Here is a 14446-nt window from a genome sequence, read left to right on the forward strand (position 1 = left end):
GCGACCCGGCGCCGGTGTTTCCGGCCTCGGTGGCCCGGTGCCGGGGGCCGGCCGTCGGTGATGACAGCCGGTGACGATCGGCAGGTTTGACAGGTCCCGTCGGGGGCACCGGATTCGGGCGAGCCGATCCGAGGGAGTGCGCCATGGCCGACGACGCGACCACCATCACCGACGCCCGGCGGCGGGTGACCGAGTTGATCCGGGACGCCCGGATCTGCATGTTGACCACCATCGGGGTGGACGGCCGGATGCTCAGCCGGCCGATGGGCCTCCAGGCGGCCGAGTTCGACGGGGACCTGTGGTTCTTCGCCTACGCCGACTCGGCCAAGATGCGCCAGGTCCGGGTCAACCCGGAGGTCAACGTCGCCTTCTCCGACCAGCGTCACCACGCCTGGGTGTCGATCTCCGGCACCGCCCAGGAGGCGTACGACCGGGCGCGGGCCGAGCAGCTGTGGAACCCGGTGCTGAAGGCGTGGTTCCCGGACGGGTTGGACACCCCTGGGCTGACCCTGCTCAAGGTGCACGCCAGCTCGGCCGAGTACTGGGACTCCCCGGGTGGCACGGTGGTCAACCTGCTCGGTTTCGCCAAGGCGGCGGTGACCGGGACGCCGCCGAAGCTGGGGGAGAACCACGAGGTCAGCTACTGACCGGTAGTCGCCCGGGTGGGCGGGACCGGCCGGGGCGCGGTGTCGGCGTACACCCGAGCCGACTACAGTGCGCACTGACGGCCCGCCCCGGGCCGGCAACGACGCCGATGGTCTGAGCGGACACATATCCTGGGGCTTATCCGGGCTTCACCTGACGTTCCAGGAGGATGAGCAGATCATGCGTATCGGCGTGCTCACCGGCGGCGGCGACTGCCCAGGTCTCAACGCGGTCATTCGGGCGGTGGTCCGTAAGGGCGTCGCTACTTACGGTCACGAGTTCGTGGGTTTCCGGGACGGCTGGAAGGGTCCGCTGGAGGGCCTGTCCAAGCCGCTCGGCATTCCCGAGGTGCGGGGCATCCTCCCGCGCGGCGGCACCATCCTCGGTTCGTCCCGCACCAACCCGTTCAAGATCGAGAACGGCGTGGAGCGGATCAAGGAGAACCTCGCCGCGCAGGGCGTGGACGCGCTGGTCGCGATCGGCGGCGAGGACACCCTGGGCGTCGCCACCAAGCTGCACGAGCTGGGCGTCAACGTGGTCGGCGTGCCGAAGACGATCGACAACGACCTGGGTGCCACCGACTACACGTTCGGCTTCGACACCGCCGTCAACATCGCCATGGAGGCGATCGACCGGCTGCACACCACCGCGGAGAGCCACCACCGCACCCTCGTCGTCGAGGTGATGGGCCGGCACGCCGGCTGGATCGCCCTGCACGCCGGCCTCGCCGGCGGCGCCAACGTGATCCTGCTGCCCGAGCGCAAGTTCGACGTCGACCAGGTCGCCGGCTACGTCGAGAAGCGCTTCCAGCACCAGTACGCCCCGATCGTCGTGGTCGCCGAGGGTGCCCAGCCGCTGGACGGCCAGATGGTCCTGCACAACCAGGAGCTGGACGCCTTCGGGCACGTCCGGCTCGGCGGCATCGGCCAGTGGCTGGCCGAGCAGCTGGAGGCGAAGACCGGCAAGGAGGCCCGCACCGTCGTGCTCGGGCACATCCAGCGCGGTGGCACCCCGACCGCGTTCGACCGGGTGCTCGCCACCCGGCTCGGCCTGCAGGCCATCGACGCCGCCCACGAGGGCGACTGGGGCAAGATGGTCGCGATGCAGAGCACGGACATCGTCCGGGTGCCGCTGGCCGAGGCCACCCGCGAGCTGAAGACCGTCCCGATCGAGCGTTACGACGAGGCCGAGGTCTTCTTCGGCAGCTGACCGCAGCCCACCCCCTTCCCCTCCGCTACGCCGGAGGGGAAGGGGCACGGGACCGGACGAGCGGGACGGAAGGGTGACATGGGGGCGGCGAAGCACACCGTCGCGGTGATCGGGGCGGGAAAGATCGGCGAGCTGATGCTCTCCGGGCTGTTGCGGTCCGGCTGGCCGGCACAGCGACTGCTGGCGACCGCCCGCCGACCCGTCCGGGCCGAGGAACTGGCCACCCGGTACGGCGTACGGGTGGTCGACAACCTCACCGCCGTCGAGGAGGCGGCGGTGCTGGCGATCGCGGTGAAACCCCAGGATGCGGGCGTCCTGCTGGACGAGATCGGCCCCAAGGTGCCGGCCGACAAGCTGGTCGTCTCGCTCTGCGCCGGGCTGCCCACCAGCTTCTTCAGCCGTCGGCTGCCCGAGGGCACCCCCGTGGTGCGGGTGATGACCAACACCCCGGCCCTGGTCGACCAGGCGATGAGCGCCATCTCGGCCGGCGCGCACGCCACCGGCGAACACCTGGCCCTGGCCGAGGAGATGTTCGCCCCGCTCGGGGCGACCCTGCGGGTGCCCGAGTCGCAGCAGGACGCGGTCACCGCGCTCTCCGGCTCCGGCCCGGCCTACTTCTACCTGCTGGTCGAGGCCATGATCGACGCGGGCATCCTGCTCGGCCTGCCCCGGCAGGTGGCGCACGAGTTGATCGTGCAGACCGCGATCGGCTCGGCCGTGATGCTGCGCGACTCCGGCGAACACCCGGTCAAGCTCCGCGAGGCCGTCACCTCCCCGGCCGGCACCACCATCTCCGCCGTCCGCGAGCTGGAGAAGCACGGGGTACGCGCGGCGCTGCTGGCGGCGCTGGAGGCGGCCCGCGACCGCGCCCGCGAACTCGCCGCCCAGGCCGACTGACCCGGCAGGGATGTCCGACGCGGGGGTCGACGGCATTCCGGATCTCGGCCCGCCACCCGAACGCGTCGTCGTCGACGTGGCGCAGGTGCGCCGCCTCGTCGCCACCCAGTTCCCACACTGGGCCGACCTGCCGGTCGAGCCGGTCGCCAACGGCGGCTGGGACAACTGGACCTTCCACCTCGGCTCCACCATGTCGGTACGCCTGCCGAGCGCAGCCGAGTACGCCGAGGCGGTCGACAAGGAACACCGGTGGCTTCCCCTGCTCGCCCGCCACCTCCCGGTGCCCGTCCCCATCCCGCTGGCGAAGGGTGGGCCCGGCGAGGGCTACCCGTACGCGTGGTCGGTCTACCGGTGGCTCGACGGAGAAACCGCGCGGTTCGAGCGGATCGCCGACCCGGTGCGGTTCGCGCTCGACCTGGCCGGGTTCGTCGCGGCACTGCACGAGATCGACACCACTGGTGGCCCCCGACCCGGTCGACACAACTGGTACCGGGGTGGCCCACTGCACACCTACCACCGGCAGGCCCGCCGAGGAATCAGGGCTCTCGACGGCCGTCTCGACGCCGTCCGGGCCGACGAGATCTGGGAATGCGCCCTGGACGCGCGCTGGGACGGTACCGAGCGCTGGTTCCACGGTGATCTGGCGCAGGGGAACCTCCTGCTCGACGGGGGACACCTCGCCGGGGTCATCGACTTCGGCACCTGCGGCGTCGGTGATCCCTCCTGCGACCTGGCTGTCGCCTGGACGCTGCTGACCGCCGACGGTCGGCGGGTGTTCCGGGAGCGGCTGTCGGTCGACGACGCGACCTGGGCGCGCGGACGTGGCTGGGCGCTCTGGAAGACGCTTGTCACCTACGCCAACGCGCCGGACGGCAGCGATGCCGCGGTGAACTCACGGAGGATCCTCGGCGAGATCCTCGGCGAGTAGACCGACGGCGAACAGTCGGCGGGGTCCACGCCGCGTGGGCGAGGACGCGAACGACGCCGACGATGCCTTGGGCCGGGGAGGCGAGCGGGCTGGTCGGTTGTCGGGCGACCCGGTACGCGAACCGGGTCGTCCGACAACCGACCGAGGAGAATCAACCCTGGTCAGGGGCGGAGTTGTCGGCCTGTCGGCGTCGCCTGGTCTCCAGCGGCCATTCCAGGCCGACCGTCTCGGCGATGCCCCGCCGGTCGAAGTACTCCTGCAGCTTCCGCTTCTGTGCGGCGTACCAGGTGACCTGCGCCCGGTGGAGGTCGTCGGGGAGCATCCGGGCGATCCGCTCGTGCCGGGCCGCGATCGACAGCGCCATCCCGACGGCGGCGCGGGCGTCGCTCGTGGCGTCGTGGGCGGAGCTGAGCTGCACCTCGTAATACCGGCACAGGTCACCGAGCTGCCGGCCGACGAACCGGTACGGCTCGACCTCCTGGTGCAGGATCGAGGGGTCGACGATGACGGCGCGGTCCCAGTCCAGCGCCGGCAGGGCGTGCCGGGCCAGCTCGGCGTGCAACGTCGTGACGTCGAAGTGGGCGCAGAATGCGACGAGCGGCGTCCCGTCGGCGATCACCTTCCCGACGGCCGCGCCCAGCTCGGCCAGCGCCTCCCCGGCCGGCCGGCCGGCGCTGCGCACCATCTCGTCGGTGATCCCGTGGATCTCGGTGGTGCGGGGCGGGATCGGCACGCCCGGGTTGACGAGCCACCGTGCGGTCGTGCCGTCGGAGTACACCAGCGCGGCGGAGACAATCCGGGCGTCCAACGGCTCGTTGCCGGTGGTCTCGATGTCGAAGCCCACCACCGGCAGGTCGTGCCATCCACTGTGGTCCCCCGGCGGCGGTGCCGCCTCCCCCGGCGCACAGTCGTCATGGTACGTGGTCCAGCCGACGCCGAGCCTGAGCGCCTGTCCGGCCCCGGCCTCCACCCGGCCTCGACAGGTGCCACAGGTGCCCGGGTACTTGTTGATCACGATGGGTACTCCTGGTTAGTTCTCGCGGGATGCACTGGCGCGTGCGGCGACGGGACGGAGAGACGAGGGACCGCGCGCCTGAAGATCTTGATCCATCGGCCGCGTCGTCGGCACCCGCCGGCCGGACCACCGTCAGACCTATGTGGACAGTTGATGGTGACCCTTCATCCCCCGGGTCGACGTCGGCACCCGACCCCGCCGCCTGCACCACCGGCCGCCTGTGGCCCGCATCGGGCCCCTGCCCGACGGGTCACCCGGGAGCATCGTGGCCCGGCCCGGACGTTCCGGACCGGCCGAAGCCGGCGGACGGGTCGGTGCGGATCACGCGGGTGCCCCATACTGGCCCCGTGTTCACTCTCGCCCAGGCGCGGTACCTGGTCGCCACCCTGCATCCCCGCATCCACGAGCTGATCGCCATCCGGGCCGACCTGGCCGAGCTGCGGGCCGATCTGGCCGGCTCGGGGATGTCGGCGCTGGGCGGCCGGGCCGAGGTCAAGGCCCTGGAGGCCCGGCTGCACGGCGTGCTGGAGGAGCTGAACTCGCACGACATCCAGGTCAAGGGGATCGCCCCGGTGCTGCTCGACTTCCCCGGCGAGCACGAGGGCCGGGCGGTGCTCTGGTGCTGGCTGGAGGGCGACCCCGACGTGCGCTGGTACCACCGCGTCGAGTGCGGCTTCGCCGGCCGCCGCCCCCTCCGCTAACCCCACCCCACCCACCCACCCCCACCCCCACCCACCCACCCCCACCCCACCCCCACCCCCACCCCTGAGTCGATCATGGAGTTGTGGTGGGCGCAAAAGGGTGCATATGAATGCGAATTCGGCACCACAAGTTCAAGATCGTGTGACGGGTCGGGCGGGGGCCGTGCGACGGGTCCGGCGGGGGCCGCGCGACGGGTCGGGCGGGGGCCAGGCGACGGGTCGGGCGGGGGGTTGGGGCGGGGGGTCAGGGCAGGGTGGACAGGTGGGTGGGGGAGACGTTGCCGCCGCTGAGGACCAGGATCGTGCGGGTGCCCGGGGTGGCGGTCACCCGGCCGGTGCGCAGTGCGGCGAGGGTGACCGCGGCCGCCGGTTCGAGCAGCAGCCGGGTGGCGGCCATCAGGTCCCACCAGGCGGCCCGGATGTCCGCCTCGGTGACCTCCACCAGGTCGTCGACCAGGTCCCGGACGTGGGCCAGGGTGAGCCGGCCGGCGAACGGGGCGGCCAGTCCGTCGGCCATCGAGACCGGCCGGGTCGCCGGGGCATCGCCACCGGTTCGCAGCGCGTGGCCGACGACGTTGGCGGTGGCCGGCTCGACGCCGACGATCCGGGCGGTCGGGACGGCGGCCCGGACGGCGGCGGCCACCCCGCTGATCAGTCCGCCGCCGCCGACCGGGACCAGCACCAGGCCCGGCGGTGGACCGTCGGCGAGCAGTTCCCGCCCCAGGGTGGCCTGGCCGGCGATGACGTCCGGGTCGTCGAACGGCGGCAGCAGGTGGTAGCCGCGTTCGGCGGTGATCTGCTCGCAGGTGGCGAGCAGGTCGTCGGTGAGCACGACCTCCCCACCCCACCGGCGGACCGCTTCGATCTTGGTGGACACCGCGTGCGGGGGCATGCAGACGACGGTCGGCAGGCCGAACGTACGCCCGGCGAAGGCCACCGCCATGGCGTGGTTGCCGGCCGAGAAGGCGGTCAGCCCGGTGGGAGTCGCCTGTCGTTCGGTCAGGGCGAGCAGCGCGTTCAACGCGCCCCGGACCTTGAAGCTGCCGGTGTGCTGGAGGTTCTCCGCCTTCACCGCGACGTCGAGCGCGAACTCGTCGCCGAGTTGCGGGCAGGGCAGGAGCGGGGTCCGCACGATCCGCCCGGCGAGCCGGCGTTCGGCGGCCAGGACGTCGTCCACGCTGGTCAGTCGCACCGCAGGAGCCTAGCGGGGTGGGCGGGGCCGTGCCGGTGGGCGGGTCAGTCGGCGGCGGACCGGGGGAGGGGGTCGACCAGCGGGTCGGCGACGGCGAAGACCACCACGTTGTCCCGGTAGTGGCCGACCCGCCTGTCGAAGTCGCCCCCGCAGGTGATCAGCCGCAGCTCCGGGCCGGGCGTCGGGCCGTACACGGTGGCGGTGGGGAAGGCGTCCTTGGGCGTACGCAGCGTGCCGGTGACCCGGAACGTCACCAGGCGGTCGCCCCGCCACACCTCGACCCGGTCGCCGGGGCGCAACTCGCCGAGCCGGGCGAAGACGGCCGGGCCGCGCCGTGAGTCCAGGTGACCGGCGATCACCGCCGGCCCCGGGTCCCCGGGCGTCGGGCCGCCGCCGTACCAGCCGGCCCGGGTGAAGTCCGCCGGGGGGACCAGGGCACCGGCCCCGTCCAGCCCGAGGGCGGTGAGCGGGGAGTCGACGCCGATCCGCGCGACGCGTACCCGGGTGGGGGAGGCCGGGGTGGCGCGCGGGGTGCCGGCCCCGGTGGCGCAACCGGTCACGCACCCGGGCTGCCAGGCCCCGGCCGCCGCGACCGGCCGGGGTGCTCCGCCCGGCCCGCCGAGGCCGGTGGCGGCGGTCAGCACGACGCCGACGCCGGCGGCGAGGCAGCACGCCGCGCCGGCCGCGACCAGGACGGCGGCCGGCGCGGGCCGGGCCCGGTGCCGGCGGACCGCGAAGCCGGGCCGGGTCACCAGACCGGTCGCCGCCGACGCCGCACCAGCACCGTCGTGCCCACCACCACGGCCCCCGCGAGCACCCCGCCGGCCATCATCGGGTACGCCCCGAGCCCGCCCCCGGCCAGCCCGCCGGCCCCCGCCGGCACCCCGCCCGCAGGTGCGGTCCCGCCGTCCCGGGCGTCCTCGCGCAGTTCGACTGTCAACCCGCCCTGTTTGCCGTCGAGCACCAGCAGCGAGTAGACCCGTCCCCCGGTGAGGGTCACCTCGGCGTCGGTGCCCGGCCCGCCGCCGCCACCGAGGCGCAACCGCCAACGTCCCGGCTCGATCTGCCGGTAGTCGGTGGTGGTGGCGAACCGGACGGCGTCGGCGATGGCCGGCCCGTCGTCGGCGGCCACGTCGACCACCGGGGCGCGCACGGACGCCTGGACGACCCGCACCTTCGCCCGCCCGGCCGCCGGGGCGCTGAGGTCGTCGGCGAGCACCCGCAGGCCGAGGTCGGCGTACCGGCCCACCCCGGCCACCGTGTACGCCTCGCCCGCGCGCAGGGCCACCTCGGTGGTGAGCACCGGTGGTTCGCTGGCCGGGGCGCCGGCCTGCCGCATCGCCACCGCGTACCGGCCGACGGCCAGCGGCAGGTAACGGGAGACGACGCCGTAGCCGACGGCGGGGAAGACCTGCGGCGTCGCCGCGCCCGGGGCGGAGAGGTAGACGTCCACGGCCGGGGTGTCGGGGGAGAGGTGGGCGAGCCGGACGTAGCCGACGTCGCCGGCCGCCGCCCCGGCCGGCGTGCCGCCGACGGTGGCCAGTGCGGTGCCGAGCAGGAGGGTGCCGGCGGCGGCGAGCAGCCGGCGCGGCGCGGTACGGAGCTGGGGCATCTCGCCTCCGGGCGTGGTGTCGGTGCCGACCCTCAGCGTCCCGTGGACGGGACCCGATCGCAAGTTGGCCGGCCGTCGTGTCCTGTCGTTTCCGATCAGCCCGGTGCGGTCCGGGGACCCGTCCCCGCCATCCGGTACCGTCCGTTCGTGATCAACGTTCGACGGGCCGTGGTCGCCGACGCCGGTGAGATCGTTCGCCTGCGTGGGGTGATGCTGGCCGACATCGACCACATGACGCCCGCCCCGGGACCCTGGCAGCAGGCGGCCCGGGAGGTGCTGCACCGGCGGCTGGCCGAGCCGGTCGACCTGATGGCGGTCTTCGTCGTCGACGACCCGGACCGGCCCGGTGCCCTGGCGGCCTGCGCGACCGGCACCATCGAGCAGCGACTCGGCGGCCCCGGCAACCCCGACGGCCTGACCGGGTATGTGTTCAACGTGGTCACCGAGCCGGTGCACAGGCGGCGCGGCTACTCCCGGGCCTGCCTGGAGGCGCTGCTCGACTGGTACCGGCAGCGCGGGGTCGGCAAGGTCGACCTGCGGGCCTCCACCGACGGGGAGCCGCTCTACCGGTCGTTGGGCTTCGTCGCCACCCCCGGGCCCACACTGCGGCTGAGCCTGCCCGTCACGGACCGGAGGAACTGACCGATGTTCGCGCTGGCGCTGACCGGGGACGCCGAGCTGCGCCCGCTCGCACCGTGGCAGGCCGAGGAGTTCCTGGCCCACCTGGACCGGGCCCGGGAACACATCGCCCCGTGGGTGGGTGCGTCCTTCGTGGCCACCGACCTGGAGTCGGCCCGCCGGGTGCTGCGCCGGTCCGCCGACAAGTGGGCCGACGACGCCGGGGGCATCTGGGGGATCTGGCTCGACGGCACCCTGGTCGGCGGGGTGCTGTTCGTGTCGTTCAGCACCGCGACCGGGGTTGCCGAGGCGGGCTGCTGGCTGGAGCCGGCCGCCGAGGGGCGGGGCCTGGTCACCCGGGCGGCGACCCGGATCGTGGACTGGGCGATCCGGGAACGCGGCATCCGCCGGGTCGAGTGGCGGACCAGCGTCGGCAACGTCCGCAGCATCGCGGTGGCCCGGCGGCTCGGCATGCGGCACGAGGGCACCCTGCGGCAGGTCGCCCTGGGGCCGGCGGGTCCGGTGGACATGGAGATCTGGGCGGTGCTGGCCGACGAGTGGCACCCGGCCCGCTGACCACGGTGGGCCGGCGGCCAGGGCGTCGCGCAGCGTCGGGGCCGGCGAACCCCTAGCTACCCCTGTTGCCCATCGACAACCTTCCCTAAACGCATGATCGAGTGATATCTATCTCCCACCACCACTTCCCCACCCCCAGGAGTACGACGTGCGGAGATCCCGACTCGTGACCCTCGCCGTGAGTCTCGCGGCGTCCATCGGCGTGACCCTCGGAGCGGCGGTTCCCGTCCAGGCCGCCCCCACCGACCGGTACGTGGCCCTCGGCGACTCGTACGCCTCGGGTGTCGGCGCCGGCAGCTACACCTCCGAGAGCGGTTCCTGCCAGCGCAGCACCAACGCGTACCCGGCGCTGTACAACACCAACATCAAGCCGGCTTCGTACAAGTCGGTGGCCTGCTCCGGCGCGACCACCACCGACGTGGTCAACAGCCAGCTCTCCGCGCTCAGCTCCACCACCACCCTGGTCAGCGTCACCATCGGCGGCAACGACGTCGGCTTCACCTCGATCATGTCGACCTGCGTGCTCCAGGGGGAGACCCAGTGCATCGCGGCGGTGCAGGCCGCCGAGAACAAGGCCCGCGCGGAACTGCCCGCCAAACTCGCCACCGTCTACAACGGCATCAGGTCCCGCGCCCCGTCGGCCCGCGTGGTGGTCGTCGGCTACCCGGTCTTCTACCAGCTCGGCACGGTCTGCGTGGGGCTCAGCGCGAACTCCCGCACGAAGATCAACGAAGGTATCAACCTGATCGACGACATCACCCGTACCGCCGCCACCTCGGCCGGCTTCACGTTCGCCGACGTACGGTCCATCTTCGTCGGCCACCAGTTGTGCAGCTACGGCGAGAAGTGGCTGCACGCGTTGAACTTCGCCAACCTCGGTGTCTCCTACCACCCGACGGCGGCCGGCCAGTCCGGCGGCTACTACCCGGTCTTCCGGTCCGCCGCCGGCTGACCTGACCCGCGTTCCCCGGCTCTACCGTGACCGCGTCGCCCTGTCCGGGGGCGGCGCGGTCACGGCCGCTTCCCGGATCGCCGGCTGCCGGTCCGGTCCGCAGGCCCCGCTGTGCGCCGCCCGGGGTCTGGCCGACGGCGACCCGGCGCGGCCGGTCCCTGCGTGGGCCGGTCACCACGCGGGGGTGGGCCGGCTTTCCGGGCGCGGCCGGGCTTGCCTGGTGAGGGACGTCGAACGGGCCGACCCATGGATCTTCCGGGCCGGTGGATGCCAGCGGCCCGGCTGGACGCCGGCGTCGACCCTAGTCGTCGCGGACGCTTTAGAGCTGATGACGTTGACGACTCGCTGGTCGGTGCCCGTTTGTCGGTGCTCGCTTGTCGGCGCTCGGTTCTCGGTGCAGCCCTGAACCGTCGCTTCGGGCCGTTCGGGCCGTTCGGGCTGCTCGGGCCCTCCGGGTCGGGCGCGGTCGAGGCAGCCCCGGTCGCCCGCAGCGCGTGGGTAGTCGTCGGTACCGCACTGTCCGGCGGGATTCCCGGCCAGGGTGGGTTGTCGTGATCGGTAGGTGACCACGTGGTGTGTTGCCGACCCGGAGCCGAAAAAGGTGCTGCCCGGCGCGGGTCGCGGCCCGATCGCTGCTTCCGGTGCGAGGCGGTGCCGTGACCCCGCCCGCCCTCTCCGCAGGGGTGATCCGTTGATGTCGTCAGGTCGAAAGGGCGCGGAGGGACATAGCTGGTGGCGGGGCGGCCGTCTGCGGTGTGGGCGGTGCGCGGCCGGACCGACCGCCCCACCGGGTCGACGCGGCGTCGACGGCGTCCGGCGGCGTCCGGCGGGGAGGGGCGAGGCGGCCGACGGAAGTCCAGCCGGCCGGCCGACGGGATGATCCGCACCAGCCGACGGGGTGATCCGTTGATGTCGTCAGGTCGAAAGGGCGCGGAGGGGCATCGGTGGCGGCGGGTGGTACGCGTCACGGGCGGTGCTGGGTGGGCCGGGCCGCCGCCGGCCGGCGGCGGCCCAGCCGGCCCTCGGCCGAGGTGTCCCGGGTCGGACCGGTGGGCGGCGGGCCGCTGTGGGGGAGGGCTTTCAGCCGGGCAGGACCTTCTCGATGGCGGCCCGCAGCTCGGCCGAGTCCGGAGCGACAGTCGGCGCGAACCGGGCGGCGACCGTACCGTCCGGGGCGACCAGGAACTTCTCGAAGTTCCACCGGACGTCGCCGGTGTGCCCCTCGGCGTCGGGGGTGTCGACCAGCGCCGCGTAGAGCGGGTGGCGGGCCGGGCCGTTGACGTCGACCTTCTCGGTCAGCGGGAAGGTGACCCCGTAGTTGACCTGGCAGAACTCGCCGATCTCGGTGGCCGTGCCGGGTTCCTGCCCGGCGAACTGGTTGCACGGCACGCCGAGCACCACCAGGCCCCGGTCGGCGTACTCGGTGGCCAGCGCCTGGAGGCCGGCGTACTGCGGGGTGAGGCCGCAGCGGGAGGCCACGTTCACGACCAGCAGCGCCCGGCCCCGGTGGCCGGCCAGGTTGGCCGGGCCGCCGGCCAGGGCGTCGATCTCGATGTCGAAGACGGTCATCCCGCGAGGTTAGCGCCCGGCCCCGCCGCCCAGCCCTCCCGCCGGTTCGCCGCCGCCGCGCCCCCGCCACGCCAGGTCGCCCTGCCACCTGGCCGTGGTCGGTGCGATGAATCGACGGATACGCATCTTGACGAAGTGATGACGGTGTGAGTAGCGTCTCCCCATCGATTTGGAAAGTTTCCTAACTGTTTGAGGAGGCGCCTCATGAAGAGATCGCTCCGCCGCGCCCTCTGGGCCGGCGCCGTCGTGGCGCTGACCGTGGCGGCGGTACCGGTGACCTCGGCGTTCGGCGCCGGAAGCGTCACCGCGACATTCGCCTCGGCGCAGGACTGGGGGACCGGCCACGAAGGGCGGGTCACCGTCACCAACGGCTCCAGCGCCAGCGTCAGCACCTGGCGTATCGAGTTCGACCTGCCGTCCGGCACCACCATCAGCAGCTTCTGGGACGCCGACGTCACCAGCAGCGGCAACCACTACGTGGCGGTGAAGAAGAGCTGGGCCGGGCCGCTCGCCCCGGGGGCCAGCTTCAGCTGGGGCTACAACGGCACCGGGCCGTACAAGGCGCCGCTGAACTGCACGATCAACGGCGTGTCGTGCGGCGGGGGCACCCCGCCCACCACCACGAAGCCGCCGACGACCCCGCCACCCACCACCGCCCCGCCGACGACCCCGCCCCCGACGACCCCACCGCCCACCACCCCGCCGCCCAGCGGGGACAAGAAGGTCGTCGGCTACTTCGCCGAGTGGGGCGTCTACGGGCGCAACTACCACGTCAAGAACATCGCCACCAGCGGCTCCGCCGCCAAGCTCACCCACATCCTGTACGGCTTCGGCAACACCACCGGCGGCCGCTGCACGATCGGGGACAGCTACGCCGACTACGACAAGGCGTACACCGCGGCCGACAGCGTGGACGGCGTCGCCGACACCTGGGACCAGCCGCTGCGCGGCAGCTTCAACCAGCTGCGCAAGCTCAAGAAGATGTACCCGCACCTCAAGGTGATCTGGTCCTTCGGCGGCTGGACCTGGTCCGGTGGCTTCACCCAGGCCGCGCAGAACCCGGCCGCGTTCGCCGAGAGCTGCTACAACCTGGTCGAGGACCCGCGCTGGGCGGACGTCTTCGACGGGATCGACGTCGACTGGGAGTACCCCAACGCCTGCGGTCTGAGCTGTGACAGCAGCGGCCCGAACGCGTTCAAGAACGTGATCTCCGCACTGCGGTCCAAGTTCGGCTCGTCGGCCCTGGTCACCGCCGCGATCACCGCCGACGGCAGCAACGGTGGCAAGATCGACGCCACCGACTACGCCGGTGCGGTGGGCAACCTCAACTGGCTGATGCCGATGACGTACGACTACTTCGGCGCGTTCAACGCCCAGGGTCCCACCGCCCCGCACTCGCCGCTCACCTCGTACACCGGAATTCCGCAGCAGGGCTTCAACTCCGATGCGGCGATCCAGAAGCTCAAGTCCAAGGGCGTGCCGGCCAACAAGCTGCTGCTCGGCATCGGCTTCTACGGTCGCGGCTGGACCGGGGTGACGCAGGCCGCCCCGGGCGGCACCGCCACCGACGCGGCCCCCGGCACCTACGAGGCGGGCATCGAGGACTACAAGGTGCTGAAGAACACCTGCCCGGCCACCGGCACGATCGCCGGTACGGCGTACGCCAAGTGCGGCAGCAACTGGTGGAGCTACGACACGCCGGCCACCATCGGCGGCAAGATGACCTACGCGAAGAACCAGGGCCTCGGCGGCGCGTTCTTCTGGGAACTCTCCGGCGACACCGGCAACGGTGAGCTGATCGGCGCCATCAAGGGCGGCCTCGGCTGAGCCGAGCGTCCGACGCACCACCCGCGCGGGGAGGGACCGGCCACCGGTCCCTCCCCGCACGGCTGTGACGGGCCCCGACGAAACGCCGGCCGGGCGGCGCGGCGCGGCCGTGACGGGTTGCCACCTGACGGGTGCGGTGTGGCAGACTCGCCGCTCGGCATCCGGTCGACATCCGCACCGTCGACATCCGCACCCGGGGAGGACGCATGGATCGCAGGCTCCGCACCGCCGGCGTCGTACCGCTGGCCCTGCTGCCGTTCGCCCTGCTCGGCTGCGGCCAGAGCGGCGACGGCGAGGCCGACGGCGGGCCCACCAGGGTGCCCGCCGAGGAGGCGTCGGCCAAGGCCCGCGAGCGGGTCCAGGCGTACCTCGACGCGATGACCGCCAAGGACCCGGCCGCCGGCCGCAACCAGCTCTGCGCGACGATGCAGGCGGGGTTCGACGCCGCCGCGACCGGGCCGAACGGTGATTTCGCCGACCATTTCGAGGTGCCCGGGGCGACCGTCACCGACATCCGCACCGGTGCCCGGGGGCAGGAGGTCAGCACCACGGTGACCGTTTCGGTGGGATCGACGAAGGTCACCAGGCGGCTGCTGTTCACCGTCACCCGGGACGGCGCGGACTGGTGCATCGCGGGCGAGGAACCCGGCGGGCACAGTCCCGCGCCGTCGCCGACCCCCTGACTCCCAACTGCCGGAACCCCGC

At 73.1% G+C, this 14446-nt stretch carries 15 protein-coding genes; 10 read left to right on the forward strand and 5 right to left on the reverse strand.

From position 1 onward, the window contains the following. Positions 1–143 precede the first annotated feature (143 nt). From ACN267_RS01720 to ACN267_RS01735, 4 genes are all read left to right on the forward strand, one after another. Entirely contained in the window at positions 144–647 is a 504-nt protein-coding gene (locus ACN267_RS01720; RefSeq protein WP_145921026.1) for a pyridoxamine 5'-phosphate oxidase family protein, read from the forward strand. A 178-nt stretch (positions 648–825) separates the two neighbouring features. Next, a complete protein-coding gene (locus ACN267_RS01725) occupies positions 826–1854 on the forward strand; it encodes a 6-phosphofructokinase (protein WP_067313555.1) in 1029 nt (342 codons plus the stop codon). A 78-nt stretch (positions 1855–1932) separates the two neighbouring features. After that, complete coding sequence (gene proC / locus ACN267_RS01730; protein WP_281895489.1) at positions 1933–2751, forward strand: pyrroline-5-carboxylate reductase; 819 nt, start codon at positions 1933–1935, stop codon at positions 2749–2751. 10 nt (positions 2752–2761) lie between these two features. Continuing rightward, a complete protein-coding gene (locus tag ACN267_RS01735; protein WP_204959316.1) occupies positions 2762–3679 on the forward strand; it encodes an aminoglycoside phosphotransferase family protein in 918 nt (305 codons plus the stop codon). A 151-nt stretch (positions 3680–3830) separates the two neighbouring features. On the opposite strand, the gene ACN267_RS01740 is transcribed toward ACN267_RS01735, so the two are convergent. Next, a complete protein-coding gene (locus ACN267_RS01740) occupies positions 3831–4694 on the reverse strand; it encodes an exonuclease domain-containing protein (RefSeq protein ID WP_421487760.1) in 864 nt (287 codons plus the stop codon). A 347-nt stretch (positions 4695–5041) separates the two neighbouring features. Between ACN267_RS01740 and ACN267_RS01745 the strand changes: the two genes are divergently transcribed. Then, positions 5042–5395: a DUF2203 domain-containing protein gene (locus ACN267_RS01745; RefSeq protein ID WP_204959314.1), complete on the forward strand. Its 354-nt coding sequence runs from the start codon at positions 5042–5044 to the stop codon at positions 5393–5395. A 244-nt stretch (positions 5396–5639) separates the two neighbouring features. Here the strand turns inward: ACN267_RS01745 and ACN267_RS01750 are convergent, their stop codons facing one another. Genes ACN267_RS01750 through ACN267_RS01760 form a run of 3 tightly spaced genes read right to left on the reverse strand, consistent with a single transcriptional unit; the run spans position 5640 to position 8199 of the window. Beyond that, complete coding sequence (locus ACN267_RS01750) at positions 5640–6587, reverse strand: threonine ammonia-lyase (RefSeq protein ID WP_421487761.1); 948 nt, start codon at positions 6585–6587, stop codon at positions 5640–5642. A 44-nt stretch (positions 6588–6631) separates the two neighbouring features. Then, entirely contained in the window at positions 6632–7339 is a 708-nt protein-coding gene (locus ACN267_RS01755) for a class F sortase (RefSeq protein WP_421487762.1), read from the reverse strand. Beyond that, entirely contained in the window at positions 7336–8199 is an 864-nt protein-coding gene (locus ACN267_RS01760) for a DUF4397 domain-containing protein (RefSeq protein WP_421487763.1), read from the reverse strand. Before ACN267_RS01760 ends, ACN267_RS01755 begins: the two co-directional genes overlap by 4 nt. 147 nt (positions 8200–8346) lie before the next feature. Here ACN267_RS01760 and ACN267_RS01765 point away from each other — a divergent pair, with 147 nt between their 5' ends. The 3 genes from ACN267_RS01765 to ACN267_RS01775 all read left to right on the forward strand — a co-directional run bounded on the left by ACN267_RS01765 (position 8347) and on the right by ACN267_RS01775 (position 10345). Next, positions 8347–8841 (forward strand): GNAT family N-acetyltransferase, encoded by a 495-nt coding sequence (locus ACN267_RS01765; RefSeq protein ID WP_307821261.1) that lies wholly within the window; start codon positions 8347–8349, stop codon positions 8839–8841. A 3-nt stretch (positions 8842–8844) separates the two neighbouring features. Next, entirely contained in the window at positions 8845–9393 is a 549-nt protein-coding gene (locus ACN267_RS01770; RefSeq protein WP_204959311.1) for a GNAT family N-acetyltransferase, read from the forward strand. Positions 9394–9541: 148 nt separating this feature from the next. Further along, entirely contained in the window at positions 9542–10345 is an 804-nt protein-coding gene (locus tag ACN267_RS01775; RefSeq protein WP_204959310.1) for an SGNH/GDSL hydrolase family protein, read from the forward strand. Positions 10346–11425: 1080 nt separating this feature from the next. Here the strand turns inward: ACN267_RS01775 and ACN267_RS01780 are convergent. Next, positions 11426–11914 (reverse strand): glutathione peroxidase, encoded by a 489-nt coding sequence (locus tag ACN267_RS01780; RefSeq protein ID WP_281895524.1) that lies wholly within the window; start codon positions 11912–11914, stop codon positions 11426–11428. Between the two features lie 204 nt (positions 11915–12118). On the opposite strand from ACN267_RS01780, the gene ACN267_RS01785 reads away from it, so the two are divergent. Together ACN267_RS01785 and ACN267_RS01790 are read left to right on the forward strand one after the other, a co-directional pair. Beyond that, a complete protein-coding gene (locus ACN267_RS01785; RefSeq protein WP_421487764.1) occupies positions 12119–13741 on the forward strand; it encodes a glycosyl hydrolase family 18 protein in 1623 nt (540 codons plus the stop codon). Between the two features lie 206 nt (positions 13742–13947). Next, complete coding sequence (locus ACN267_RS01790; protein WP_421487765.1) at positions 13948–14424, forward strand: hypothetical protein; 477 nt, start codon at positions 13948–13950, stop codon at positions 14422–14424. The last annotated feature ends 22 nt before the right edge of the window (positions 14425–14446 follow it).

The sequence above is a fragment of the Micromonospora sp. WMMD734 genome (assembly GCF_049178975.1).
GTDB lineage: Bacteria > Actinomycetota > Actinomycetes > Mycobacteriales > Micromonosporaceae > Micromonospora > Micromonospora wenchangensis.

Excerpts from the sequence above, each read along its gene's own strand:
- ACN267_RS01720 (WP_145921026.1), top strand. The coding sequence starts at position 144 with ATGGCCGACGACGCGACCACCATCACCGACGCCCGGCGGCGGGTGACC.
- ACN267_RS01725 (WP_067313555.1), top strand. The coding sequence starts at position 826 with ATGCGTATCGGCGTGCTCACCGGCGGCGGCGACTGCCCAGGTCTCAAC.
- proC (WP_281895489.1), top strand. The coding sequence starts at position 1,933 with ATGGGGGCGGCGAAGCACACCGTCGCGGTGATCGGGGCGGGAAAGATC.
- ACN267_RS01735 (WP_204959316.1), top strand. The coding sequence starts at position 2,762 with ATGTCCGACGCGGGGGTCGACGGCATTCCGGATCTCGGCCCGCCACCC.
- ACN267_RS01760 (WP_421487763.1), bottom strand. The coding sequence starts at position 8,199 with ATGCCCCAGCTCCGTACCGCGCCGCGCCGGCTGCTCGCCGCCGCCGGC.
- ACN267_RS01770 (WP_204959311.1), top strand. The coding sequence starts at position 8,845 with ATGTTCGCGCTGGCGCTGACCGGGGACGCCGAGCTGCGCCCGCTCGCA.
- ACN267_RS01780 (WP_281895524.1), bottom strand. The coding sequence starts at position 11,914 with ATGACCGTCTTCGACATCGAGATCGACGCCCTGGCCGGCGGCCCGGCC.
- ACN267_RS01785 (WP_421487764.1), top strand. The coding sequence starts at position 12,119 with ATGAAGAGATCGCTCCGCCGCGCCCTCTGGGCCGGCGCCGTCGTGGCG.
- ACN267_RS01790 (WP_421487765.1), top strand. The coding sequence starts at position 13,948 with ATGGATCGCAGGCTCCGCACCGCCGGCGTCGTACCGCTGGCCCTGCTG.